The organism is Allochromatium palmeri (assembly GCF_009720725.1).
In the GTDB taxonomy this organism is placed as follows: domain Bacteria; phylum Pseudomonadota; class Gammaproteobacteria; order Chromatiales; family Chromatiaceae; genus Thermochromatium; species Thermochromatium palmeri.
The window spans coordinates 81,407-106,618 of the sequence record NZ_WNKT01000009.1 but is presented as its reverse complement, the minus strand read 5'-3'; the positions used below and the strand labels follow the sequence as shown (position 1 = coordinate 106,618).

Sequence of the window (25,212 nt, the reverse complement as noted above, 5' to 3'; positions counted from 1 at the left end):
GACTCGAACCCGGAAAATTCAGGCATCTCCCCTCAATGTCCGCAACGGCGGATGGATCAGCAGCGGATAGGTCGCCAGCGTGCCGGCTAACCCGATCGCTAATCCTGACCCCAACACACCCACCACCCATAGACTCGGGTTGAAGCCAAACTCCAGCTCGAAAATCTGCTCAGCAAGCAGCCAGCCGGTGGCTTCGGCAAAAACCGACGCCAGCAGCCCGGCCAGCAACCCCGCCGCCGTGAACTCGACCGCCAGGCTGGTCAGAAGCGTGCGCCGTCCGGCGCCCAGGGTGCGCAGGATGCCGTGCTCGGTGCGGCGTTGCTCCAGACTCGCCTGGATGCCGGCGTACATGACCAGCAGACCCGCGCCCAGCGTGAACAGAAACACATACTCGACCGCCAGCACGCCACGGTCGATGACCTGACGCACCTGACCCAGAATGGCCTCGACATCGAGCGTGGTCACACTTGGAAAGCGCCGCGCCAGTTCCGCAATGACCGCCTCACGCTCGGCCGGTAGATGGAAGCTGGTGATAAAGGTCGCCGCTTCATCCTGGAGCAGGGCGGGGGACGCAACAACGAAGAAATTGACATTGAAGCTATCCCAGTGCACCTCGCGCAGACTGGTGACCGGCCCGCTGACCTCGTGCCCCGAGACCCAGAAGGTCAGCACATCGCCCAGTTCGATCCCAAGCGTCTCCGCGATACCGCGCTCGACCGAGAACTGTGGCGCAGCTTCGGCACCCTCGCTCCACCAGCGCCCGGCGAGGATTCGGTTGTCCGGCTGTGGCTCGGTGCCGTAACTGAGATTGAACTCACGGCTGGCGAGCCGTTCGGCGCGCGGATTGTCGTAGTCGGAAGGCTCGACCGCACGCTCGCCGATGCGGGTCAAACGCCCGCTGATCATCGGCTGGAGCTGGGGCGTTTCGATCCCGGAGTCGTTCAGGAAGGCGCGTAACGGCTCGACCTCAGGCGGCTGGATATTGATGAGGAAATAGTTGGGTGCGCCCTCGGGCACGGTCTCGCGCCAGGATTCGAGCAGATCCACCCGCACCACGGCGAGCAGCAGCAGCGCCAGGATGCCGATGCCGAAGCCGGCGATCTGGAGCACCGCCGCGCCCGGACGCCGGGTCAGTGCCGCCAACCCGAGCCGCCAGACCCCGCGCGCGCGTCCGGCCAGCCGTCCGGCCAGACGCACTAGCAACAGCACGGTTCCGATCAGGGCCAGCAAGGTCGCCAGCACGCCTCCCAGGAGCTTCAGCCCGAGTTCAAGATCATTGGCCTGCCACAGGATCAGCAGTGCCAGCGCCAGTCCGGCCGCGCCCAGCGCGAATGCGGCCGAGGCGCGCGGCGTACCCAGATCGCGCCGGATCGCACGCAGGGGCGGCACCCGCGCCAGTTGGATCAGCGGCGGCACCGCAAAGCCGAGCAGTGTGATCAGCCCGGTCGCCAGACCGACCAGGATGGGGGCGGGCGAGGCCGGCGGCAGATCCGTGCCCAGCCAGTCGGCCAGCGCCGCCAGCAATCCCGCCTGACCCAGCCAGCCGAGCAGACAACCGACCAGACTGGCCGCGAGCCCGAACAGCACCAGACGTCCAATCAGCACCTGCATCAGCAGATGGCGCGGCGCGCCCAGACAGCGCATCACGGCCACGGCATCGGTCTGGCGCTCGACCAGACGCTGACTGGCGAGCGCAATCGCCGCGCCGGCCACCAGCAGCGTGACCAGGGTCGCCAGATGCAGGAAGCGTGAGGCGCGCTCCACTGCCGAGCCAAACTCAGGCCGGGCCTCCAGCGCGTCGGTCAGGGTGACATTGGCTGCGAGCCGGGTGCTCGCCCAGTCGCGATAGGCGTCGATCGGCGTCGCCGCGCCCGCGATCAGCAGCCGATGCGTGACACGGCTCGCTGGTCCGATCAGTCCGGTCGCCTCCAAGTCAGCGCGGTTCATCAGCACGCGCGGGGCGATGTTGAAGAAGCTCCGGCCCTGATCCGGCTCCTCGGTCAGGATGGCGCCGAGACGCAGACGCGCTTCACCCACCCCCAGGCTGTCGCCGAGTGTCAGGTTCAGAAGTCGCAGCAGCCTGGATTCGACCCAGACCTCGCCGGCGGGCGGACCTGAATCGACGGGGCGGTCGGGCGCGTCCAGGGTCTCGGCGATACGCAACTGACCGCGCAATGGATACTCCGGGTCGACCGCCTTCATCAGCACCAGTTGCGGTCGCTCGCCCATGACCACGCTGCGGAATTCGAGCGTGCGCGCCGTTCTGAGACCGCGCGCCTGGGCTTCTTCAGCGAACTGAGCATCGAGCAGCTTGGAGGATTCGAGCGCCAGATCGGCAGCGATCAGCTCGCTGCCCTGGCGCTCCAGGGTCGCCTCGACCCGGTCGGTGAAAAAGCCAACCGCCGTGATGGCCGCGACCGTGAGCACCAGCGCTGCCGAGAGCAGATAGAGTTCGCCACTGCGCCAGTCCTGGCGCAGCAGTCGCAGTGTGAGACGCCAGGCCTTCATGCCAGTGACTCCAGATGTCCGTCGTGCATCCGCAGACGTCGGTCGCAGCGCTCGGCCAGATGCGGATCATGGGTCACAAGCACCAAGGCCGCGCCGGTGCCCGTTTCCTGACGCAATTCGAGCAACAGGTCGATGATGTGCTCGCCGGTCGTCTGATCGAGGTTTCCGGTCGGCTCGTCGGCGAAGAGCACGGCGGGGCGGGGCGCATAGGCCCGCGCGATAGCCACGCGCTGCTGTTCGCCGCCTGAGAGCTGGCGCGGATAGTGTCCGGCGCGCGCACTCAAGCCCACGCGATCGAGCGCCTCGTCGGCGCGACGCGCGGCGTCCGGAGTGCCGGTCAGCTCCAGCGGCAGCAGCACGTTCTCGCGCGCGGTGAGTGTCGGCAGGAGCTGGAAATTCTGGAACACAAAGCCGACCCGGCCGGCGCGCAGCGCGGCGCGTCCGTCCTCGTCAAGCTGATCGACCCGTTGCCCGCACAGCCAGATCTCACCGCCGGTCGGATCATCGAGTCCGGCCAGGAGCCCGAGCAGGGTCGACTTGCCCGAGCCGGAGGCCCCGAGGATGGCAACCGCCTCACCGGCGTGGATCTCCAGATCCAATCCATCGAGGATGGTCAAGCCGCCGGCCGGGCCGGTAACATGCTTACCCAATCCAATCGCTCGCGAGACGGCGGAGGCCGCTTGATCCGACATGAGATATCTACTCCTGACTCTGATTCTGCTATGTCCGCCGCTGGAAACCTTTGCCCAGGCGCCGGTGGTGCTGGTGCTGGGTGACAGTCTGAGCGCCGGTTATGGCATCGATACCGGGCAAGGCTGGGTCGCGCGGCTCGCCGAGCGCATCGAGCGCGCCGGACGGCCGTATCAGGTGGTCAATGCCAGCGTGTCCGGCGAAACCACCGCCGGTGGGCTGACACGCCTGCCGTCACTGCTCGAACGCCATCGCCCGGCGGTGCTCGTCATCGAACTCGGCGCCAATGATGGACTGCGCGGTTGGGACTTCGATCTGATGCGCGACACTCTCGGGCAGCTCGTCGTCCAGGGGCGCGAGTCAGGCGCGCGCGTGATGCTCATTGGGGTACGACTGCCACCGAACTATGGTGCGTCCTACGTCGACGGCTTTCAAGCCGTGTTTATGGAGGTCGCCGCCGAGCAGGGCGTACCCCTGGTGCCGGCCCTGCTCAAGGATGTGGCCGAGGACTGGAGTCTGATGCAGCCCGATGGTCTGCACCCGACCGCCGAGGCGCAGGAGCGCCTGCTCGACAACGTTTGGCCGACCCTGGAACCACTGCTGTTAGACTGATCTGCAAGCGCTGAGTGCCCAATGCCTGGGCATGGCATCAAGGCAAGGCGCGTGTCTATCTGGACGGCTCGATCCGATCGAGATCGAGCCGGACTTCAACACCTTTGGAGTAACTGACATCATGCAACGTGTCACCATCGTGGGATCCGGGTTTGCCGCACTGACGGCCGTCATCGAACTGCGCAAGCGCGCCCCTGATGTCGAGATAACCCTCGTCAGCCGCCGGCCCGAGTTCGTCTACTATCCGGGCCTGATCTGGGTGCCCAGCGGTCTGCGCACCGGCGATGATCTGGTTATCGATCTGCGCTATTTCTTCGAACGCATGAAGGTCCGGCATCTGGCGGCCGAGGCCACTGGACTCAAAAACGGCGGGCGTCTGCTGGAGACTACGCACGGTTCGGTCGAGAACGACGGACTCATCATCGCCAGCGGCGGGCGCTTCATCAAAAAACTCCCCGGCATCGAGCATGCCATCGTCCCCTGCGAAGGCGTGGCGGCGGCCAAGGAGATCCGCGACCGGGTGCGCGCGATGGACGGTGGTCACATCGCCATGGGCTTTGCCGGCAATCCCAATGAACCCAGCTCGATGCGCGGTGGCCCGGTCTTCGAGTTCCTGTTCGGGATGGACAATCAGCTCAAGCGCGAGAAGCGGCGCGATAGATTCACGCTGCATTTCTTCACCCCGGCCGAGCGTCCCGGCAACCGGCTCGGACCCAAGGCGGTCGACGGTCTGCTCGCCGAGATGGGGCGCCGCGGCATCCAGACTCATCTGGGCCACAAGCTCAAAGGCTTCAGTGCGACCCAGGTGACCACCGAGGCCGAGACCTTCGACGCCGATCTCATCCTGTTCATGCCGGGTATGACGGGCAATGCCTGGTTCGACGACACGGATCTGCCGCGCTCACCGGGCGGGCTGCTCCAGGCCGATGCCCAGTGTCGGGTGCCCGGCTTCGAGCGCGTCTATGTGGCCGGCGATTCGGGCAGCTTCCCTGGTCCCGACTGGATGCCTAAGCAGGGCCACATGGCCGATCTGCAAGCGCGGGCGGCCGCGCGCAATCTGCTCGCCGAGTTCGCGGGTCAGGAACCCAAGGAGACCTTCCGCGTCGAGCTGATCTGTATTGTCGACACCAACGACAGCGGCATGCTGGTCGCGCGCAACGAGAAGTTCAACCTGGTCCTGCCCTCGATGCGGCTCTTCCACTGGCTCAAGCGGTTCTTTGAATGGCTGTATTTGCAGCGCTATCGCTAAGCGAATCAATGGCTTGATCTTTATATCGCAGTAAAATAGTGCGAAATTTCCACGGACTAAAAGCGGTATTCGTTGAAGTTGCTGGAAAGGCGGCCATCTTGACAACCGTAGGCCGGTGAACGAGACGACAAGGCACTGCCGCCAAGGTCGAGTCGTCCACCGCCTCTTTCGATCAAACATCGACTTAAAGGTGACCAAGATGAGCGAAGAAGCACTGCGTACTCAAGACCGTCGGGCCTTCTGGTATATCGTCGCCATTTGCCTGTTGCCCCTGGTGCCCTACGCCATGCGGGGCTAAAGAGACTCCAATCGTCCAGCAATCGATCAACCATTGACTCGAAAGGTGACCAAGATGAGCGAAGAAGCACTGCGTACCCAGGATCGTCGGGCTTTCTGGTATATCGTCGCCATTTGCCTGTTGCCCCTGGTGCCCTACGCCCTTCGGGGCTGACGACGAGTCGAACGGATGCCTGCTAAGACAGGTATTGAGCCAACGCTGAAACGGACAACGGGGCCATCTGGCCCCGTTGTTCTGTCTACATGCCGACGATACCGCTACGGTAGCGGATCGAGCTCAGCGCCTTCCTTCTTGACCGGCAACAGGTCATCGCGGCTCAAGCCGAGCCAGACGACGATGGCCGTAGCGACATAGATGGTCGAGTAGGTACCGACCAGGATGCCGATGATGAGCGCCAGCGCAAAACCGCTGATGGCCTCGCCACCCAGGAAGTAGAGCGCCACCAGCACCAGCAGCGTCGTACCTGAAGTGACGATGGTGCGTGAGAGCGTCTCGTTGATCGAGGTGTTGATGATCCCGATCACCGTGCCCTTGCGGATGCGGCGGAAGTTCTCACGGACACGGTCGAAGATAACAATGGTGTCGTTGAGCGAGTAGCCGATCACCGCCAGCACGGCCGCGAGTACCGTCAGATCGAAGGGGATCTGCAACAGCGAAAAGACGCCGACGGTGAACAGCACGTCATGGATGAGTGCCACCACCGCGCCGACCGCGAAGCGCCATTCGAAGCGCAGCGCGACATAGATCAGGATGCCGATCAGCGAGAACAGCACCGCGAGTCCGCCCTGTTCGCGCAGTTCCTCGCCGACCTGGGGTCCGACGAACTCGACCCGGCGGAGTTCGACCTGTCCGTCAGCGGCGCGATTCAATGCCGCGAAGACGCGATCGCTCAGTTGGGCGCTCGCCTCTTCCACACCGTCCTGTGGTGCCAGACGGATCAGGATATCGGTACGCGAGCCGAAATACTGGATGGTCGCGCTGCCGAGTCCCTCGGTCTCCAGGGCGGCGCGCACGTCGCTCAGTTCGGTCGGCTGTGCATACCCCAGCTCGATTACGGTACCGCCGGTGAAGTCCAGCCCGAAGTCGAAGCCACGGAAGAGGATCGACAGCAGACAGATGACGAGCGCGCCAATCGACAGCCAGGACGCGATATGGCGCCGGCCCATGAAGTCGATGTTCAGCTCATTGATCGTGCGTTTCTTGCTCATGTCGCGCGCTCCTCAGATGGCCAACTTGTTCAGCCGCCGACCGCCGTAGATCAGATTGATCAGGGCGCGCGAGCCGAGGATGGCGGTGAACATGGAGGTGATGATGCCGATGAACAGCGTCACCGCGAAGCCCTTGACCGGACCTGTGCCGAAGCTGAAGAGCACCACGGCGGCGATCAGCGTGGTCACATTGGCATCAATGATGGTCGAGAACGCCTTGTCATAACCGGCATGGATGCTGGCCTGGGGCGAGTTGCCATTGCGGATCTCTTCGCGGATGCGCTCGAAGATCAGCACGTTGGCGTCGACCGCCATACCGACCGTGAGCACGATACCAGCGATGCCGGGCAGGGTCAGCGTCGCCTGGAGCATGGAGAGCACGGCGATCGTCAGCACCAGATTGGCGACCAGTACCAGATCGGCCACCAGTCCAAAGATCCGGTAGTAGAGCGCCATGAACAGAACCACCAGGGCCAGACCGATCATGACTGAGTTGAAGCCCTGATCGATGTTGTCCTGACCCAGGCTGGGTCCGATCGTGCGTTCCTCGACGATTTCGATCGGGGCCGCCAGCGCACCGGAACGCAGCAGGAGCGCGGTGTCGTGCGCCTCGTTGCTGCTGTCCAGGCCCGTGGTCTGGAAGCGTCGGCCGAATGGCTCGCGAATGGTGGCAACGCTGATGACTTCCTCGACCTTGCGCGTGGTCTTGACCGGCTCGCCGTCGACCATCTGGGTCGTGGTGCGGTTCTCGATGAAGACCACCGCCATCGGTTTGCCGACGTTCTCGGTGGTGACGTCGCGCATGCGCCGCGCGCCCTGGCCGTCGAGATTGACGAACACGGCCGGGCTGCCGCTCTGGCTGTCGAAGCCGGCTGAGGCGTCGGTGATCTGGTCACCGGTGACGATCACCCGGCGCTTGAGCAGGATCGGAGTGCCGTTGCGCTCGTAGTAGAGCTTGCTGCCGACGGGCGGACGTCCGGCGACGGCGTCGGCGACACTGCCCTCGGTATCGACCAGGCGGTATTCGAGCGTAGCTGTGGCCCCAAGGATCTCTTTCAGACGCCCCGGATCCTGCGCGCCCGGCAGCTCGACGACGATGCGTCGCTCGCCCTGACGGGCGATGCTCGGCTCGGCCACGCCGAGCGCATTGACGCGATTGCGCAGGGTGGTGATGTTCTGCTGGAGCGCGAAGTCGCGGATCTGCTGCTGTTCGGTTTCGGACAGGCTGGCGCGCAGCAGAAAGACCCCGGACTCCTCGCTCGGCTCGAGCGTGAGTTCGCGGAACTCGCGCTTGATCTTTTTCTCGCCGGCGTCGCGGCTGGCGGCATCCTCGAAGCGGACCAGGATATTGGTGCCATCGCGGGTCAGGGTCAGGTAGCGGATCTTGTCCTCGCGCAACAGGGTGCGCAGGTCGCCGCTGTAGCGCTCGACAGCCTGTTCGAGCGCGGCTTCCATGTCGACGTCGATGACGACATGGATACCGCCGCGCAGATCCAGACCGAGCGACATCTGATGGAGACCGAGTGCCCGCATCCAGCCGGGCAGGTCTGCCGATTGGGTGAGCGCGGTGCGGTAGCGCTCGGACAGGGTCTGCTCGATGGCCTCCTGACCGCGCAACTGCTCGCCGGGCGTGTTGAAACGGGCGAGCAGCTTGCCGCCTTCCAGGGACTCGATGCCCTTGAGCGGTACCTTGGCGTTTTCGAGCGCGGACTTGATCTCGCCGGGGCTGGCCTCGCTGATCTCATGACCACGCGCAGCGGTGATCTCGATCGATGGATCCTGGGAGTAGAGATTCGGCCAGGCCAGCAGCAGGCCGGCCAGGATGACGCCCAGGATGAGTAAATTCTTCCACAGTGGGTATCGGTTCATTGGGACTCCGGATTGGAGAATGGCGGCTCGCCGTGTGCGCTGGCGGGAGACGTCTGGAGGGATCGCCGGCGATGCGGCGCGGATATTCGGATCGACGATCCACTCTGAGCCGTTTGATCCTGGACGCCGGTCTCCAGCGTCCGGGACGAGGCTGATCTCGGGAGGGTGGGGGTCAGAGCTCCTGCAGGGTGCCCTTCGGCAGCACGGATTCCACGGCGGCGCGACGGATCTTGACCTTCATGCCGTCGGCGACCTCGACCAGGGCGAAGTTCTCGCCGATGTCGGCGATGCGCCCGGCCATGCCGCCCATGGTGATGATCTCATCGCCCTTGGCCAGCGACTCGACCATCTTACGATGTTCCTTCTGACGCTTGGCCTGCGGACGGATCAGCAGGAAGTAGAAGACGACCGCGAACAGGACCAGCGGCAGCAGGGCCATGAAAGGATCGCCGGCCGGTGCGGCGGCCTCGCCCTGGGCCAGGGCATCGGAGATGAAAAAACTCATGGGTCGGTTCCTTACTCAGTGTTGCGTGGATCGCTCTGGATTGGGCGAGCCAGTGGACGCGAACGGGCCGCCGCTTCCAGTCACGGGACGGCCCCACAAAAACAGGGCGGGATTATCGCACAGCAAAGGCGTTGGAGTCCGCACCTGGGGTCGATCCTCAATCGGCACTCGGCAGTTTGAGTCCGACCTGGGTGATGCGGTCTTCGTCAACCGCGCGCACCACCAGTTCCAGGGCGTCAAGCTGGAGTCGGTCGCCGACGACCGGATGGGCGTTGAGTTCACGCCGGATCAGGGCGTCGAGCGTAAGCTGTCCATCGTCACTCGGAACCTTGAGACCATAGAAGGCGCAGAGATCAGCCAGCCGGGCCGCGCCATCGAGCACGAACTCGCCGAAGAAAGCACGCTCCGACAGACGCTCGGTCTCGGGCGCGGCGACGAAGAGCCGGTCCAGTTCGGCCAGATCGCCCGGATCGGCCAGCAGATAGACATGATCGCCCGCACGCGCCATCACCGGGCCACACTGATCGAGCAGCCGTCCATCACGCAGCACGGCGACCAGACGCGAGCCGGGCGGCAGACGTGTCTGAGCCACCGAGGTCTCGACGACGATCGGGGCATTCTCCGCCAGCCGGTAGCCAACGAACTCCAGTTCCTGCTGACCCGGGATGTCGAGTTCCACCCGCTGCACCAGATGCGTGCTGGGCGGAACCTCCAGATCCAGCCGGCGTGCCAGTGCGATGACCGTCCAGCCCTGGATCAGCAGCGAGACCAACACCACGAAAAAGACGATATTGAAGATCACCGGCGCCAGGGTCAGTCCGGCGAGCAGCGGAAACAGCGCCAGGATGATGGGCACCGCCCCGCGCAGTCCGACCCAGCCGATGAAGACCTGTTCGCGCCAGGGAAAGCGAAAGGGCAGCAGACACAGCCAGACGGCCAGTGGACGCGCGATCAGGATCAGTACCAGGGCGAACAGCAGGGCATCAGGCGCTACCGGTAGCAGATCCGAGGGTGTGACCAGCAGCCCCAGCATCAGGAACATGCCGATCTGGGCCAGTCGCGCCAGGCCGTCGTGGAAGCGCTTGATCTCCAGGCGCGCTTCGAGCGGTCGGTTGCCGATCACGATACCGGCCAGATAGATGGCCAGAAAACCACTGCCGTTCAGCGTGGCCGTGACGCCGAACAGACACAGTCCGCCGGCCATGATGGCGAGCGGATAGAGTCCAGCCGACATCTTGAGCCGATTGACGAGCCACACCAGCACGAAGCCGCCGGCCAGTCCGAACAGGGTGCCGAGTCCCATCTGGCGCACGAATTCGGTCAGGAGCGTCAAGCCGGGATTGCCCTGATTGTTCCGGATCAGCTCGATCAGGACGATGGTCAGAAAGATCGCCATCGGATCATTGCTGCCCGACTCGATCTCCAGGGTCGCGCCAACACGCTGTTTGAGTTCGATGCCATTGGAGCGCAGCAGTGAGAACACGGCCGCGGCATCGGTCGAGCCGACGATGGCTCCGAGCAGCAGCCCTTCGAGCCAACCGAGTTCCAGCCACCAGACCGCGAACAGTCCGGTGAGGGTCGTGGTGATGAGCACGCCGAGCGTGGCCAGCCCGAGCGCCGGGCGCAGACCGACCCGGAAGTCCTTGTAAGACGTGGCCAGTCCGCCGTCGAACAGGATCACGGCCAGTGCCAGGTTGCCGAGCAGATGCGCGAGCTGGACGTCGTCGAAGGTGATGCCGCCCGGACCGTCCTCGCCGAACAGCATCCCCATCACCAGGAACACCAGCAACAGCGGCGCACCGACGCGCGCTGTCACCACGCTCGCCAGTACGCTGACGAAAACGACGGCTGAGCCGAGCAGGATGATGTGGTTGGTCAGTTCCATGGGCGCGCGCTAGCGAACGGGCGATCTGTGGCTGTGCGGGCCTCAGCAGGCCCGGCCGTTCTCGACCCGCAGCGTGCGTCCGGTCAGTCCGCGTCCCTCGGGGCCGAGCAACTGCACATAGGCGCCGGCTACGGTCGCGGGATCCGGATGGCTGTTTGGATCCTCGCCCGGATAGAGGTTGGCGCGCATCGCGGTGCGCAGAATACCTGGATCGAGACTGTTGACGCGGAGATGGCCGGACTCGCGCGTTTCCTCGGCCAGCACCTGCATCAGTCCCTCGATGCCGAACTTGGCGGCTGCATAGGCGCCCCAGTAGGCGCGCCCCTGACGCCCGACCCGATCGGCGGTGAAGACGATCGCGGCGTCCTCGGCCAGGCGCAGCAGCGGCAGACAGGCTTGGGTGAGCATGAAGGGCGCGTTGAGATTGACCCGGATGACCCGTTCCCATTCGCTGGCGTCATAGTCGTCGATCCGGCTCAGGAAGGGCGCGGAGGCGGCGCAATGGACCAGTCCATCGAGCCGCTCGAAGGTGTCGCCGATAATGTTGGCGGCGGCGATGAAGTCGCGCTCGCTCGCCGTCTCCAGATTCAGCGGCAGGATGGCCGGCTCGGGATGGTCCGCCTCAAGGATCTGGTCGTAGACCGGCTCCAGGTCGACCTGATCGAAGGAGGACAGGATGACGGTCGCGCCCTCGGCAGCACAGGCGAGGGCAACAGCGCGACCCAGACCCTCCAGGGCGCCGGTGATGAGGATGACGCGGTCCTGGAGTTGGGTGCCGGTGGTCGAGGATGCAGTGGACGGTGATGGTTCTGTGGACATGCTTGGTTTCAGTATTCAGTCGTCTGTTCGGTGGTCAAGCATCGCTGGCGGCGTCATACGCGAGCCAGTCGAGCAGTTGCAATGGATGGTCGATCATGCCATGTGCGCCCCAGGCGCCAGGGTCGTCGTCCGGCCCCAGATAGCCGAAGAGCGCGGCGAGCGTGCCCATGCCGGCCGCCAGTCCCGCCTGGATATCGCGCTCGGCGTCGCCGACGTACCAGCCGCGCTCAGGGTCGACGCCCAGGAGATCACAGGCATAGAGCAGCGGGTCTGGATGCGGCTTGGGGCGCGGTGTGGTATCGCCGCAGACCAGACAGGCGGCACGCTCCAGAAAGCCGATGCGCTCCAGGAGTGGTTCAGCGAGCGCCGTCGACTTGTTGGTGACGATTCCCCAGGGCAGGCCGCGCGCCTCCAGGGTGTCGATCAGCTCGATCATGCCTGGAAAGGGGGCGGTATGCTCGACCAGGGCGCTTTCGTAGATGCGCAGATATTCACCGCGCAATGGCTCGTAGTCGGGATCCTCGGGCGTGAGTCCGAAGCCGACCCTGAGAAGGCCGGGCGCGCCGTGCGAAGCGAAGGGCCGCACCCGTGCGAAGGGCAGGGGGGCGCGTCCGTGACGGCGCAGGAGCTTGTCGAGCGCGGCGGCCATGTCGGGTGCGGTATCGGCAAAGGTGCCGTCCAGGTCGAAGAGCACGACGCCATCGCGCGGCGGACGCCGATCAGCCATGGGTATCGCGCACACAGGTCACGAGATAGTTCACGTCCAGATCATGCGGGTCGAGCCGGTAGACCTGGGTGAGCGGGTTGTAAACCATGCCGGTCATGTCCGTGGTGCGCAGCGCCGTTGGACGAATCCAGGCATCGAGTTCGGACGGGCGGATGAAGCGCGAATAGTCATGCGTGCCGCGCGGCAGCATGCGCATGATGTACTCGGCTCCGACTACGGCGAGCAGATAGGATTTGGGATGGCGGTTGAGTGTGGAGAAGAACACCCAGCCGCCGGGCCGCACCAGACGTGCGCAGGCATCGACCACCGAGGCCGGATTGGGGACGTGTTCGAGCATCTCCATGCAGGTGACGACATCGAAGCTGTCGGGTTGCTCCAGGGCTAGGGTCTCGACCGGTACGCGCCGATACTCGACATCCACGCCGCTTTCGAGCGTATGGAGTTCGGCCACGCGCAGCGGCATGTCGCCCATGTCGATGCCCGTGACCTGAGCGCCACACAGGGCCATGCCCTCGGAGAGGATGCCGCCGCCGCAGCCGACATCGAGCACGCGCTTGCCGGCCAGTCCACCGGCGCCGCGCTCAACATAGTCCAGACGCAGCGGATTGATGTCGTGGAGCGTCTTGAATTCGCTGTACGGATCCCACCAGCGCGAGGCCAGAGCCTCGAACTTGCTGATTTCGGCGTGATCGACGTTGGGGTGATGTTCGCTCATGGTGTCTGCAAAGTGTTCCAAAGCTGTCGAAAGGATCGCGACATTCTAAACCGCGAGCACCGATCGCTGAGTGAAAAAGGTGGTTTTCGACGGGTTGCAACCGATGCAATCCGTGCATCGAGGCCGTGCGTCGCTCGATATTCTGGGCGCCGATCCTGATAGAATCCACAGGCACGCGGGTTTCGACCCGCGTCGACGACGCTGATTCCAGCTCGCTAATGACACGCTGATCACCCTGGAGGATCGATAAGAATGTCCGCACTCTTTTCTGACGACTGGATGAAACAACTCATGGACGCCTGGAACAAAGAGCCTGAGGTTTGCGACAAGCTCGCCGAGATCGATTTCAACTCGGTCATCACCTGCGGCTTCAAGGACGAAGAGAATCCGCGCGGTGTGTTCGTGGTCGAAAAGGGCGTCTGTGTGCGCGCCGGCGATTGGTCCGAGAGCGATCCAGCTCCAAACTGGGACATGCGCGCTGATCTGAAGGACTGGCTCAAATGGGTCGAGAACGGCATCGGCATGATGGCCATGGGCACAGCTTTCGCAACGGGTAAGCTTAAGTTCAAGGTGGGTGACTATAAGGCCATCATCAAGGATCCGCGTATGGCCAATCCCTTCGTCAAGAGCTTCGGTCTGATGCAGCAGCTCGACACCGACGAGATCAAGTGATCGGTTTACCCCGATCTGCACGCGAAGCCCGCCGTCCGGCGGGCTTTTGCGTTCAAGCCCTGATAGAGATCGACCCGATCGCGCGCAAGACCTCCCGTGCTAAACAGTGGTTCGATTGAATGAGGGCCGGGGGCTACGGCATCAACTCGATGACCCTGGACGTCGAGCCGGCGCCCGCGACCAGCGCATCCAGTTCGGCGGCCGGCAGCGGTCTGGAGTAGAAATACCCCTGGGACTCCTCGCAGCCCATGGTGCGCAATCGCTCTTCGATCGCCGCGCTCTCGACGCCCTCGGCGATGGTCTTGAGATTGAGACTGTGCGCCATCTGAATGATCGCCTGGACGATGGCGCGATCCTCTTCATCATGCGCGATGTCGGAGACGAATGAGCGGTCGATCTTGAGCTTGTCGACCTTGAAACGCTTCAGATAGGCCAGGCTGGAATAGCCGGTGCCGAAGTCGTCGATCGACAGCCGGATGCCGAGCGCCTTCCAGCGCGAGACCGTGGCCAGCACTGAGTCGATGCCTTGCAGCAGGATGGATTCGGTCAGCTCCAGTTCCAGATGGTGCGGCGCCAGTCGGCTGTCGGCGAGCGCGGCGATCACATCCTGTTCGAGTCCGGGTTGTCGAAACTGCACCGCCGACAGGTTCACGGCCATGCTGACGTCCAGCCAGCCGGCCTCCCGCCAGAGCGCCGCCTGACGGCAGGCTTCGCGCAGTACCCAGCGTCCGATGGCGACGATCAGCCCGCTGTGCTCAGCGACCTGAATGAAAACACCCGGCATCCGGGGATGCGCTTCACCAGCCGGCTGCCAGCGCAACAACGCCTCGACGCCGATCAGGCGACCATCGTGCAGATCGAACTGCGGCTGATAGTGCAGCACGAATTCACGCCGCTCCAAGGCCAGACGCAGTGCATCGCGCGTCTCGACGAAGTGTCTGAGCGCGATGTTCATGCGTGGTTCGAAGAAGCGGTAGGCATGCGGTCCGGCCTTTTTGGCCTCGTAGAGCGCGGTGTCGGCCAGCCGCATCAGGGTTTCGGCATCCGCGCCATCGCGCGGATAGAGCGCCACGCCGATGGAGAAGGAGGTGACGAGCTGCACACCGCCCTCCAGGTCGAAGGGGGCGGCAAGGTTCGACAGCAGCCGCTCGCAGACGGCGGAGACGCGCGGAACCAGGTGCTCGGGTTCGATCTTGGTCAGCAGCATCATGAACTCGTCACCCGAGAGTCGGCAGAGCCGGTCTGACTCGCGCTGCTGGGCCTTCAGCCGTTCGGCCACACCCTTGAGGAGCTGGTCGCCGACGCCATGACCATGGGTGTCGTTGACGTACTTGAACTGATCCATGTCGAGATAGAGCACCGCCAATCCGTCGCCGTGGTGTGCCGCCGAGTCCAGTGTCTGACGCAACCAGTCCTGGCCGCGGATCCGATTCGGCAGCCCGGTCAGGGCATCATGGAAGGCCAGATATTCGATCTGTTCAAGCGCGCGCCGCTGTTCGCTGATGTCGTTCCAGACCACATGCATCAGATCCTTGCCGCGCTCACGGATGGCCGTCAGCAGGATGATGGCAGGGAAGTGTTCGCCATCGGCGCGGACATGCTCCCATTCGAAAGCATGCGACCCCTGCTCGAACGCCATCCGGATCATCGCCGGCGCCTTTTCGTCGGAACGCCGGCCATCGGGCTGGTACTCGGGTGAGACCTCACCCGGTGAACGGCCGACGAGCTGCTCGATCCGCTCCAGGCGCAGCATTGCGACCGTCGCTCGATTGACGGCGATGAAGCGGCCATCCTCGATCAGCGACAGCGGCTGGCGCGTGTCTTCGAACAGACGGCGGAAGCGCTCTTCACTCTCGCGCAGGGCGCTGTTGGCGGCCAGGAGTTCGGCGGTTCGCTCCTCGATCTCGGATTCCAATCGGAGCAGGGTCTGTGCATTGGCGGCGGTCGCAACCAGCTCCAGGGTTGCGCGCTGTCCAGGCGATGCATCCGAGGACGACTCGGCAGCGAACCAGGAGCGTTCTTTATCCATGACAATCAAGATCCTCCAATCGTCCCTCGTCGCATTGGTGCCACCAGCCTCTATGAAGATACGGCCATGGTGACTGGGCGGCTATCTTAATACAGACACGCGCTTCTTTGCGCCGTGCGTCTGTGTCAAGTCCGTGGGAATCATGGCATTATGAATCTTATTTATCCCATGGCTTCAATGCGCCATCGAGACGGGTTTCGCTCCATGACCGATCCAGAGATTCAGGATATCCAAGCTTACATGACCGACCTTGGGCAGCGCGCTCGAGCCGCTTCGCGCCAGCTCGCGCGCGCCAGCACGGCGGCCAAGAATGGCGCGCTGCTGGCGATCGCCGAGCGGCTCGATACCGAGCGTGCCGTCATTACCGAGGCCAACCGGCGCGATCTGGAGGCCGGCGCGGCCAAGGGGCTGGACGCGGCCCTGCTCGACCGGCTCGAACTGACACCGAGCCGGATCGACGCCATGATCGAGGGCGTGCGCCAAATCGCAGCACTGCCCGATCCGGTCGGCGCCATCACGGATCTCGATTATCGTCCGAGCGGAATCCAGGTCGGGCGCATGCGCGTGCCACTCGGCGTAGTCGGCATCATCTATGAGTCGCGCCCCAATGTAACGGCCGATGCGGCGGCACTCTGCCTGAAGTCGGGGAATGCCACGGTGCTGCGCGGCGGCTCGGAGGCCTTCGAGTCCAATCAGGCGATCGCGCGCTGCATCCAGGCCGGGCTGGCGAGCGCCGGACTGCCCGAGGACGGCGTCCAGGTCGTGGCCACGACCGATCGCGCCGCCGTGGGGGCTATGATCACCATGCCCGAGTCGATCGACGTCATCATCCCGCGCGGCGGCAAGGGCCTGATCGAGCGCATCAGCCGTGAGGCGCGGGTGCCGGTCATCAAGCATCTCGACGGCATCTGTCACGTCTATATCGATGAACAGGCCGATCTCGACAAGGCGTTCGCCATTGCCATGAATGCCAAGACCCAGCGTTACGGCACCTGCAACACGATGGAAACGCTCCTGGTCGATGCGCCCGTGGCCGAGACCATCCTGCCCCGGCTCGGCGCGGCCTATCGCGAGAAGGGCGTGGAACTGCGCGGCTGTTCGCGGACTTGTGCGATCATCGCAGACGCGATCCCGGCAACCGATGAAGATTGGGACACCGAGTATCTGGCGCCCATCCTATCGATCCGCGTGGTCGATGGACTGGACGCGGCCATGGATCATATCGCCCGCCATAGTTCGGCCCATACCGAGGCCATCGTCACCGAGGACTACTCGCGCGCGCGCCGTTTTCTGCGCGAGGTCGATTCGAGTTCGGTCATGGTCAATGCCTCGACGCGCTTTGCCGACGGCTTTGAATACGGGCTGGGCGCCGAGATTGGCATCAGCACCGACAAATTCCACGCGCGTGGTCCGGTCGGTCTGGAAGGGCTGACCTCGCTGAAGTTCGTGGTGCTGGGCGATGGCGAGGTGCGCGGCTGACCGGTTTCGGGACTCGACAAGGTCCGACCGGACGGTTAAGAATGCGACTCCAGCCGAGATCGCGACCGCCGGTCCGGAACTTGGTTCGACCGATCGCGCTCAAAAGCCATCCAGTGACCTGAACCGACAATAAAAGCTTTAGGAGGAGTGTTGCTATGGCACGTATCGTGATACTTGGAGCCGGTATCTCCGGCCATACGACCGCCCGTTATCTGGGCAAGTGGGTTGGCAAGCAGCACCAGATCACTGTGGTCTCGCCCAACGCCAAATGGAACTGGATTCCGTCCAACATCTGGGTCGGCGTCGGGCAGATGACCGAGCGCCAGGTCACCTTCGATCTGGACCGCATCTACAAAAAGATCAGGGTCGACTTCCGGCAGGCACGCGCCCTCTCGATCAACCCCGAAGGCGGCGCCGGTCACGAAAGTCCTTTCGTCTCGATTGAGTACACGGATGCAGCCCGCGCCGGACAGAGCGACGAAATCGAATACGACTATCTGGTCAATGCCACGGGGCCTAAGCTCAACTTCGACGCCACACCGGGCTTGGGGCCGGAGAAGGGCTACACCATGTCGGTCTGCACCCCGTCCCATGCGCTGGAGGCCAACGAACAGCTCCAGAAGTGCGTCCAGGAGATGAAAGCTGGCGCGCGCAAGACTTTCGTCATCGGCACCGGGCATGGCATGTGCACCTGCCAGGGCGCCGCCTTCGAGTACATCTATAACGTCGATCATGTCCTGCGCGAGGCCGGCGTGCGCCATCTAGCGCGCGTGGTCTGGATCAGCAACGAGTACGAGCTTGGCGACTTCGGCATGGGCGGCGTGCATATCACCCGCGGCGGCTATGTGACCAATGGCAAGGTGTTCGGTGAGTCGCTGATGGTCGAGCGCGGCATGGAGTGGATCACGCGCGCGGCCGTGACCCGAGTCGAGCCAGGCAAGATCCATTACGAGCAGCTCGACGGCAGCCAGCACGAGCTGGAGTTCGACTTCTCCATGCTCATCCCGCCCTTTTCAGGCGTGGGACTCAAAGCCTATGACAAGTCCGGGGCCGACATCACCGAGCAGCTCTTCGCGCCCAATGGCTTCATGAAGGTCGACGCCGACTATAATCCCAAGCCGTTCGAGGAGTGGAGCAAGGCCGACTGGCCGAAGACCTATCAGACCCCGAACTACAAGAATATCTTCGCTATCGGCATCGCCTTTGCCCCGCCGCATCCGATCAGCAAGGTGATGAAAAGTCCGAGCGGTATGCAGATCAGCCCGACGCCGCCGCGCACCGGCATGCCCTCGGCGACCATCGGTAAGGCGGTGGCCGAGAACATCCGCGATCTGCTCAATGGGGCCACCGAGCTGACCCATACGGCGTCGATGGGCGAGATGGGCGCCGCCTGCGTGGCCTCGACCGGCATGGACATCTTCAAGGGCACGGCCGCGACCATGACCGTCTTCCCGGTGGTGCCGGACTACGAGACCTATCCGCAGTACGGGCGCGACATGGATCTGACCTTCGGCGAAATCGGTCTGGCCGGGCACTGGATGAAGTACCTCCTGCATCATGTCTTCATCTATCAGGCCAAGCTGCGTCCGGGCTGGTCGGTCCTGCCGGACTGAGGACATTTACTGTACCTGTCTCAAGAGGAGCGCCGCCAATGCCCGCGAAGAACAAAGAACCCTATCAGCAAGCCTATTATCCGCCGGTCCCGACCGGTTTCACGCGCTATATGCGCCAGTCCATTCCATGGCAGTTCATGCGTTTCTGGATCATCAACTTCAAAATCTTCAAGCTGTTGATGAAGTCGCACAACTGATGTCGAAGCGACGGGGCGCCGGGCGCCCCGGTTCGACCCAGGCGTTGGTGCCGTCAGCACGTCCGGTGCGCCCATGATCGGTCTGCTCGGCGGCACCTTCGACCCCATCCATTACGGTCATCTGCGCGCGGCCCTGGACTGTCTCCAGGCACTCGCGCTCGATCAGGTGCGCTTCATCCCGCTCAGGATCGCGGTCCATCGTCCGCAACCCCAGGCCAGCACCGAGCAGCGTCTGGCGATGCTGGAAGCGGCGCTCGCCGACGCGCCAGGGTTCGTGCTGGATCGACGCGAGCTGCATCGCGACGGTCCTTCCTATACACTCGACACCCTGCGTTCGCTGCGCGCCGAATTCGGCACTGAGCGTCCACTCTGTCTCCTGGTCGGCGCCGATGCCTATGGCGGTTTTCTCGACTGGCATCGTCCGCTGGAGATCCTGGAGCTGGCGCATCTGGTGGTCATGCGTCGCCCCGGACATGATCCGGTCGCCAGTCCCGCCCTGCGGCAGCTCTATCTGGAACGGGTCTGCGAGAACGCGCGCTGTCTGGCAGAGCGACCGGGCGGGCGTATCCTGTTCCAGACCCTGACTCAGCTTGATATCTCGTCGACACGCCTCCGCGAACTCATCGCGCTCGGTCGCCGTCCACGCTATCTGCTCCCCGATGCCGTGCTCGACTACATCGAGCGCGAACGGCTCTATGGGCATGTCGATCAGACGCACGCCTTCCAGTCGCACCATCCAGGCGCTTGAACCGCCCTAAACCGCTCTGCAACACGTCACTCCCTACACACCGAGGAATCCATGCAGCTCGATCAACTCAAACACCTGATTCTCGAAACACTCGACGATATGAAAGCCCGCGACATCCAGGTTATGGACGTGCGCGGCAAGACCGCCGTGACGGATTACATGATCCTCGCTTCCGGCACCTCGGACCGCCATGTGAAGGCCATCGCTGAAACCATCGCTTTTCGCGCCAAGGAGGCCGGCGAGACGCCGCTCGGCACCGAGGGTCTGGCCGAGGGCGAATGGGCGCTGGTCGATCTCAATGGCGTCGTGGTCCATGTCATGCTGCCGAAGGTGCGCGACTTCTACAGTCTGGAGCGACTGTGGTCGGCGCCGACGCCCGTGGCGGCACCGTCTCTGGCGTCGGTTTCGGCGTGAGGGCCGTGCTCCATGCCGTCTGAGTCTGCATCGCCGGATCAGCGTCCAGTCATCGTGCTGGTGGCGGCCATGGACGAGACGCGCGTGATCGGTCGCGACAACGCGCTGCCCTGGCATCTGCCGGCGGATCTGGTGCACTTCAAGGCGCTGACGCTCGACAAGCCCATCCTCATGGGACGCAAAACCTGGGAGTCGCTGCCGGGCCGGCTGCCGCGCCGCCGGCATCTGGTCGTCTCGCGCGATCCGGCGTATCGAGCGGAAGGCTGTGAAGTCTTCGGGACGCTGGAGTCAGCGATCGCCGCGGTCGATGACCCCCAGCTGATGGTCGTCGGCGGCGCCTCGATCTACGCACAGGCACTACCCCTGGCCAGCCGGCTCTCTTTGACGATTGTGCAGGCGCAGGTCGCGGGCGATGTGCGTTTTCCGACCTGGAATCCCGCTGAGTGGCGCGAGATCGCGCGGGAGGCGCGTGCCGCCGACGAACGCAACGTCTTTGCCATGACCTTCGTCGATCTGGTCCGTCGCTGAGTCCGTCAGTCCCGCCCAGGGTGCAGATAACCGGCGCAGTCGATCTGGATCGGCTCCAGCGGCTCGCGGTCGAGCCGGAGCGCGGTGAGCGCGCCGCCCCAGAGACAGCCGCTGTCGATCGCCCAGACGTTCTCGCCGCTCCAGTAGCCGAGCGCCGACCAGTGGCCGAAGATGACCCGGTCGGCGCGCGTGCGCCGGCCCGGAACCTGAAACCAGGGCAACAGACCGGGCGCCTGGCTGCCGATCTCGCCCTTCTCTTTGAGCGCCAGGGTACCGTCCGGGGTGCAGAAGCGCAGCCGGGTCAGGGCGTTGGTGATGAAACGCTGCCGCTCGATACCCCTGAGATCCGGTGACCAGCGTGCCGGTTCGTTGCCGTACATGGCGTGCATGAAGTCGCCGTAATCGTCTGCGCGCAGCCTGGTCTCCAGCTCGCCGGCGCAGGCGCGGGCCTGCGCCAGATCCCATTGGGGCGGCAGCCCGGCATGGACGAGCGTCAGACCCAAGTCAGGGTCGTGATGCAGCAGAGGCTGATGACGCAGCCATTCGAGCAGTTCGTCGCGATCCGGCGCGCGCAGAATCGCGCCCAGGGTGCTTTTTTTCGAGTGCTTGGCGTTGCCGGCGGCTACAGCCAGCAGATGCAGATCGTGATTGCCGAGCACCACGATGGCCGAATCGCCGAGCGCGCGCACCTGGCGCAGCACCGCCAATGAATCTGGACCACGGTTGACCAGATCGCCGGCAAACCAGAGTCGATCGACGCCTGGATCGAAGTCGAGACGGTCGAGCAGGCGTTCGAGTTCGGCGTGACAGCCCTGGAGGTCGCCAATCGCATAAATAGGCATCTGGAGTCGACTCCGCGAACCGATCGACTCAGTGCAGCCGCGTCGAGGTCAGTGAGAAGGCCGCAATGCGCGCTTCAAAGCGGGTGCCATCATCGCCGATCATTCCATAGTGGCCGTGCATGCTGCCGAGCGGCGTGGTCAAGATGGCGCCGCTGGTGTACTTGAAGGCTTCGCCCGGTCGCAGATGCGGTTGCTCGCCGACCACGCCCTGACCGCGCACTTCCTGGACCTGACCATTGGCGTCGGTGATGATCCAATGCCGGTCGAGCAGTCGCGCTGGTCTGGCGCCACGATTCTCGATTGTGATGGTGTATGCAAAAACGTAACGCTGTTCTTCCGGCGAAGATTGATCCGGCTGATACTGACTCTGGGCCGAGATCGCGATGAGATAGTCGCTCAAGGTCGTCTCCTGGAATGACGGACGCTGGATCGGGGAATGATATACCGACCCGGCGCGTTGCGGAGTCCGATCCGACCGAAAAGCGTGGCGACCTTGTCGCATTTTGAGATAGTTGTAGAATATTGCTGAAAACTTACTTGAAATTCAGAGGCGGTTAGATGATCTACAGGAAGCGGCTTCATCGAAGGCCCGATCCGCTCATTTTGCTGATGTTCTTCGTCATCGTGGGCCTGTGTGCCACCATCAGCTATCAGCTGATCGCCTGTACGCCAGTCGATCACAGCGAGGTCGCGGTGCAGTCGCCGGACGCCGGTTCCATCGGCGGTTGATCCTAACGAGCCGGAACGCCGTTCGGTCTCCGCTGGCGTTCCCTCTTGCATGCACGCTTGGATGAGTTCCATGTCACTCGATACCCACGACACCCGACTGAGAGTCGCCGTGATCGGCGTCGGCTATCTCGGCCGATTCCATGCCCTCATCTATTCGCGTCTGCCCGAGGTCGAACTCGTCGGTGTCGTCGATACCGATGCTGAACGCGCCGCCTCGGTCGCTGAGGAAGCCGGCTGCACGGCCTATGCGCGTCCCGACGATCTGCTTGATCGCGTCGATGCCGTCAGTGTCGTGGTGCCGACGAGCGCGCATCTGGCCGCCGCCGAGCCGTTTCTCACGCGCGGCATCCATGTCCTGCTCGAAAAGCCCATCGCCGCCACGCGCGAGGAGGGCGCCGAGATCGTGCGTCTGGCCAGAGAGCATGGCGCCATCCTCCAGATCGGCCATGTCGAGCGCTTCAACGCCGGTGTCATGGCGCTTGCCCATCGCATTCGCGAGCCACGCTATATCGAAGCGCAGCGCATGGGCGGTTTCGTCGAGCGCGCGACCGATGTCGATGTGGTCTCGGATCTGATGATCCACGACCTCGACATCATCCTGTCGCTGGTCGATGCCGAGATCCGTCATATCTCAGCCGTCGGCGCCTCGATCCTCACCGAACACGTCGATATCGCCAACGCCCGGCTGGAGTTCGCCAACGGCACGGTCGCCAATGTGGTCGCCAGTCGCGTCTCGGACCAGACGACGCGGCGGATTCGGGTCTTTCAGTCCGGGCGCTATCTGTCGCTCGACTTCGTCAAACAGACGATCGATCTGGCCGAGCCGCGCTTGATCGAGGAGGGCGCGCGCCCTGAGATCATGCGCGAGCGTCTCCAGATCGATCCCATCAAGCCGCTGGATCTGGAATTGGCCGAATTCGCGCGCGTGGTGCGCGAAGGCGGGCGACCGCTGGTCGATGGTCAGACAGGACTCAGGGCGCTCGAAGTGGCGCTCGAAGTGCGCGATCGCATCGCGGCATCGAGCGTCTGAGACTCGGTTCAGAGACGGCTGGCGAGAATCCCGATCAATCCGGGATGTTCGCCAACCAGCGGCGCGACCGCGATACGCAGGCGCGGAAAGCGCGCGGCGACGCCGGCGCAGATCCGGGCGATGTCGCCTCCGGCTCCGGCATGTCGTCCCGCCGATAGAAACAGCATCGAAAGCAGGATCGGCGTTGTGCCATCTTCCTCGGCCAGACGGGTCAGGCTGTCTTCGAGCAGCGGGCCATTGAAGTCATAGTCAGGCCCAGGACGGCGCTCCATCACCGCCTCCTCCAGTCGGACAGCGGCACCAAGCCGCTCGGCAAGTCCGCCCGCCAGCCAGCGGCGAACCGCCGTGACTTCCGGGATCGGCGATCCATGATCCACCAACACCACCCGTTTCGGCGTGATGGCGGCCTTGGTCGCCGCCGCCGTGAGGTTGTCGGCCAGGATTTCGATCAGACGCGGCTCGCCAGCGGGCAGTGGACAGAGTTCGGGCGTCGTTTCGAGCTGGAAATGGCCGAGTTCGGCAGCCACCTCAGCGGCGAGTTCAGGAACGAACTGGGTGAGGGCGCGGCTGGGGCCGAAGAACAGCGGCAGGATGACCAGCTCCCGTTCGCCCGCGCTCACCAGATGTCGCAGCGTAGGCGCCAGGATCTCGGCTGGCTGACCAGCGAGGTGTTCAGGCGCCACGCGATCGGCATGCAGCAGCGAGACGGGGCGGATCGGCTCGCCGACACGCTCAGCGAGTCGGGCGGCGATCCGGCGTAGATTCAGGGTCGAATCCGGACGGCTCGAACCATTGTCGACCAGCAGAATCGAACGCATGCCTGAGTCACCTAACCCGGCGGATTGGCGGGCGGTTTGGCGCGCGCCCAGGCGTCGGTGTCCAGGGTGACGGCCATCTGGGTCGGCGCGGGTGCCGGGCGTGGTCCTTCGGGGCGGGTGAGAATCCAGAGCGCGACCAGGGCCAGGATACCGCCGACCAGCAGGATAAAGGGCCAGCCCGGAGTGGCGAGTGCGATCCAGATCGCCAGGCTGCCGGCCATGCCGACGACAGCGGCGGTCTTACCGGTGCGGCAGATTTCGCCGCTTTCCAGAAAGCGCCGGATGGACTCGCCGAAGCGCGGATGCTCGATCAGAAAACGCACGCGGTGCGGCCGACTCCGCAGCCACAGCCAGGTGGCGCAGATCCAGAACACGGTCGTCGGCATCAGCGGCACCAGCATGCCGACGAATCCAAGTCCAAAGCAGAGCCAGGCCAGGATGTTGTAGAGATGGTGACGGCGGCTCGCAATCGGCGGCTCGCTCGCCGCCGTTTGGTCGTGCTGGGTGGTTCTCACTGGTCGGCCCTCCGCTATTCGGGGGGCGATTATAGTCTGTTTTGGTCAGGAATTCCTGCGTTCCGAAGGCGGTGATTTCAGCGATGCACGCCGTGATCGGCCAGCCACTGGACGTCGAGTTCCCAGTCGACGCTCTTGACACCGGGTTGAGCCAGCATCAGGCCCATGGCGCGTTTCTGATGATCGATGAGACCCTGCTGGGCCGCGATCATCTCGGGATCGTCCTGGGCCTTGCCCGCGAGCTTGGGATAGATGACCTGTAAGAAACTGTAAGCCGGGAAGTCGGACGAGCGCGGCGTCGAGATCACAGCCACGCCATCCTTGAAGGCGCGCAGCCGGAATTGATAGGGATAGTCGGCAAGCGTTGCATCGGCGGTCAGGACGTCGTCCAGGTTCCAGACCTCGGGCTTCCAGGCCGATTTGGCCCAAAAGAAGAGGGCGGCGATCAGGACGGCCCCGAGCAGCAGGCTATAGTTGCGTGTAAAACGGTCCATGGATGAGTATCCTCTTTGG

26 protein-coding genes are annotated in these 25,212 nt (G+C 64.0%); 11 read left to right on the top strand and 15 right to left on the bottom strand.

The features are described 5' to 3' along the window. Nucleotides 1–18 precede the first annotated feature (18 nt). Together GJ668_RS06600 and GJ668_RS06595 are read right to left on the bottom strand one after the other, a co-directional pair. Nucleotides 19–2,508 (bottom strand): ABC transporter permease, encoded by a 2,490-nt coding sequence (locus GJ668_RS06600; protein ID WP_155449352.1) that lies wholly within the window; start codon nucleotides 2,506–2,508, stop codon nucleotides 19–21. Further along, complete coding sequence (locus tag GJ668_RS06595; protein WP_155449351.1) at nucleotides 2,505–3,200, bottom strand: ABC transporter ATP-binding protein; 696 nt, start codon at nucleotides 3,198–3,200, stop codon at nucleotides 2,505–2,507. The genes GJ668_RS06600 and GJ668_RS06595 overlap by 4 nt, the downstream gene beginning before the upstream one ends. On the opposite strand from GJ668_RS06595, the gene GJ668_RS06590 reads away from it, so the two are divergent. Then, entirely contained in the window at nucleotides 3,199–3,810 is a 612-nt protein-coding gene (locus GJ668_RS06590) for an arylesterase (RefSeq protein ID WP_155449350.1), read from the top strand. The two genes, GJ668_RS06595 and GJ668_RS06590, sit on opposite strands and share 2 nt — an antisense overlap. Nucleotides 3,811–3,931: 121 nt before the next feature. Further along, complete coding sequence (locus GJ668_RS06585; protein ID WP_155449349.1) at nucleotides 3,932–5,059, top strand: NAD(P)/FAD-dependent oxidoreductase; 1,128 nt, start codon at nucleotides 3,932–3,934, stop codon at nucleotides 5,057–5,059. 555 nt (nucleotides 5,060–5,614) lie between these two features. Here GJ668_RS06585 and secF read toward each other — a convergent pair. The 7 genes from secF to ubiG all read right to left on the bottom strand — a co-directional run bounded on the left by secF (nucleotide 5,615) and on the right by ubiG (nucleotide 13,085). Beyond that, nucleotides 5,615–6,565, bottom strand: a complete 951-nt coding sequence (secF, locus tag GJ668_RS06580; RefSeq protein WP_155449348.1) for a protein translocase subunit SecF — start codon at nucleotides 6,563–6,565, stop codon at nucleotides 5,615–5,617. A gap of 12 nt (nucleotides 6,566–6,577) precedes the next feature. Further along, nucleotides 6,578–8,434 (bottom strand): protein translocase subunit SecD, encoded by a 1,857-nt coding sequence (gene secD, locus GJ668_RS06575; protein ID WP_155449347.1) that lies wholly within the window; start codon nucleotides 8,432–8,434, stop codon nucleotides 6,578–6,580. Nucleotides 8,435–8,606: 172 nt separating this feature from the next. Then, nucleotides 8,607–8,939, bottom strand: a complete 333-nt coding sequence (yajC, locus tag GJ668_RS06570; RefSeq protein ID WP_155449346.1) for a preprotein translocase subunit YajC — start codon at nucleotides 8,937–8,939, stop codon at nucleotides 8,607–8,609. Nucleotides 8,940–9,096: 157 nt separating this feature from the next. Then, a complete protein-coding gene (locus GJ668_RS06565; protein ID WP_155449345.1) occupies nucleotides 9,097–10,824 on the bottom strand; it encodes a potassium/proton antiporter in 1,728 nt (575 codons plus the stop codon). A 42-nt stretch (nucleotides 10,825–10,866) separates the two neighbouring features. Further along, nucleotides 10,867–11,643, bottom strand: coding sequence for an SDR family NAD(P)-dependent oxidoreductase (locus GJ668_RS06560; RefSeq protein WP_155449344.1), 777 nt, complete (start codon nucleotides 11,641–11,643; stop codon nucleotides 10,867–10,869). A 34-nt stretch (nucleotides 11,644–11,677) separates the two neighbouring features. Next, nucleotides 11,678–12,370, bottom strand: coding sequence for a phosphoglycolate phosphatase (gph, locus tag GJ668_RS06555; protein WP_155449343.1), 693 nt, complete (start codon nucleotides 12,368–12,370; stop codon nucleotides 11,678–11,680). Then, entirely contained in the window at nucleotides 12,363–13,085 is a 723-nt protein-coding gene (gene ubiG, locus GJ668_RS06550) for a bifunctional 2-polyprenyl-6-hydroxyphenol methylase/3-demethylubiquinol 3-O-methyltransferase UbiG (RefSeq protein ID WP_155449342.1), read from the bottom strand. Before ubiG ends, gph begins: the two co-directional genes overlap by 8 nt. Nucleotides 13,086–13,337: 252 nt before the next feature. Between ubiG and GJ668_RS06545 the strand changes: the two genes are divergently transcribed. Then, a complete protein-coding gene (locus GJ668_RS06545; protein WP_155449341.1) occupies nucleotides 13,338–13,757 on the top strand; it encodes an SCP2 sterol-binding domain-containing protein in 420 nt (139 codons plus the stop codon). A gap of 133 nt (nucleotides 13,758–13,890) precedes the next feature. Here the strand turns inward: GJ668_RS06545 and GJ668_RS06540 are convergent, their stop codons facing one another. Further along, nucleotides 13,891–15,786, bottom strand: a complete 1,896-nt coding sequence (locus GJ668_RS06540; protein ID WP_155449340.1) for a putative bifunctional diguanylate cyclase/phosphodiesterase — start codon at nucleotides 15,784–15,786, stop codon at nucleotides 13,891–13,893. A gap of 204 nt (nucleotides 15,787–15,990) precedes the next feature. Here GJ668_RS06540 and GJ668_RS06535 point away from each other — a divergent pair, with 204 nt between their 5' ends. From GJ668_RS06535 to GJ668_RS06515, 6 genes are all read left to right on the top strand, one after another. Continuing rightward, nucleotides 15,991–17,265, top strand: coding sequence for a glutamate-5-semialdehyde dehydrogenase (locus tag GJ668_RS06535; protein ID WP_155449339.1), 1,275 nt, complete (start codon nucleotides 15,991–15,993; stop codon nucleotides 17,263–17,265). Between the two features lie 155 nt (nucleotides 17,266–17,420). Continuing rightward, nucleotides 17,421–18,878, top strand: coding sequence for an NAD(P)/FAD-dependent oxidoreductase (locus GJ668_RS06530; protein WP_155449338.1), 1,458 nt, complete (start codon nucleotides 17,421–17,423; stop codon nucleotides 18,876–18,878). 38 nt (nucleotides 18,879–18,916) lie between these two features. Then, nucleotides 18,917–19,075 (top strand): hypothetical protein, encoded by a 159-nt coding sequence (locus GJ668_RS20095; protein WP_186342929.1) that lies wholly within the window; start codon nucleotides 18,917–18,919, stop codon nucleotides 19,073–19,075. Between the two features lie 73 nt (nucleotides 19,076–19,148). Then, entirely contained in the window at nucleotides 19,149–19,823 is a 675-nt protein-coding gene (gene nadD, locus GJ668_RS06525) for a nicotinate-nucleotide adenylyltransferase (protein WP_155449337.1), read from the top strand. A 51-nt stretch (nucleotides 19,824–19,874) separates the two neighbouring features. Further along, nucleotides 19,875–20,237 carry a ribosome silencing factor gene (rsfS, locus tag GJ668_RS06520; RefSeq protein WP_155449336.1) on the top strand — a complete coding sequence of 121 codons (363 nt, stop codon included), beginning with the start codon at nucleotides 19,875–19,877 and terminating at the stop codon, nucleotides 20,235–20,237. A gap of 12 nt (nucleotides 20,238–20,249) precedes the next feature. Next, nucleotides 20,250–20,765, top strand: coding sequence for a dihydrofolate reductase (locus GJ668_RS06515; protein ID WP_155449335.1), 516 nt, complete (start codon nucleotides 20,250–20,252; stop codon nucleotides 20,763–20,765). A gap of 5 nt (nucleotides 20,766–20,770) precedes the next feature. Here GJ668_RS06515 and GJ668_RS06510 read toward each other — a convergent pair whose 3' ends face one another. Together GJ668_RS06510 and apaG are read right to left on the bottom strand one after the other, a co-directional pair. After that, the gene (locus GJ668_RS06510) at nucleotides 20,771–21,607 is read right to left on the bottom strand and encodes a symmetrical bis(5'-nucleosyl)-tetraphosphatase (protein WP_155449334.1); all 837 of its coding nucleotides are present in this window, start codon (nucleotides 21,605–21,607) and stop codon (nucleotides 20,771–20,773) included. Nucleotides 21,608–21,635: 28 nt separating this feature from the next. Beyond that, nucleotides 21,636–22,007 (bottom strand): Co2+/Mg2+ efflux protein ApaG, encoded by a 372-nt coding sequence (apaG, locus tag GJ668_RS06505; RefSeq protein WP_155449333.1) that lies wholly within the window; start codon nucleotides 22,005–22,007, stop codon nucleotides 21,636–21,638. A 158-nt stretch (nucleotides 22,008–22,165) separates the two neighbouring features. On the opposite strand from apaG, the gene GJ668_RS20090 reads away from it, so the two are divergent. Then, the gene (locus tag GJ668_RS20090) at nucleotides 22,166–22,336 is read left to right on the top strand and encodes a hypothetical protein (RefSeq protein ID WP_186342928.1); all 171 of its coding nucleotides are present in this window, start codon (nucleotides 22,166–22,168) and stop codon (nucleotides 22,334–22,336) included. 70 nt (nucleotides 22,337–22,406) lie between these two features. Then, nucleotides 22,407–23,366, top strand: a complete 960-nt coding sequence (locus tag GJ668_RS06500) for a Gfo/Idh/MocA family protein (protein WP_155449332.1) — start codon at nucleotides 22,407–22,409, stop codon at nucleotides 23,364–23,366. A gap of 8 nt (nucleotides 23,367–23,374) precedes the next feature. Here GJ668_RS06500 and GJ668_RS06495 read toward each other — a convergent pair whose 3' ends face one another. From GJ668_RS06495 to GJ668_RS06485, 3 genes are all read right to left on the bottom strand, one after another. Beyond that, nucleotides 23,375–24,184 carry a sirohydrochlorin chelatase gene (locus GJ668_RS06495; protein ID WP_155449331.1) on the bottom strand — a complete coding sequence of 270 codons (810 nt, stop codon included), beginning with the start codon at nucleotides 24,182–24,184 and terminating at the stop codon, nucleotides 23,375–23,377. 11 nt (nucleotides 24,185–24,195) lie between these two features. Beyond that, entirely contained in the window at nucleotides 24,196–24,699 is a 504-nt protein-coding gene (locus GJ668_RS06490; RefSeq protein WP_186342927.1) for a DUF454 family protein, read from the bottom strand. 77 nt (nucleotides 24,700–24,776) lie between these two features. Further along, on the bottom strand, nucleotides 24,777–25,193 hold the full coding sequence (locus GJ668_RS06485) for a hypothetical protein (RefSeq protein ID WP_155449330.1): 417 nt from the start codon (nucleotides 25,191–25,193) through the stop codon (nucleotides 24,777–24,779). Between the last annotated feature and the right edge of the window lie 19 nt (nucleotides 25,194–25,212).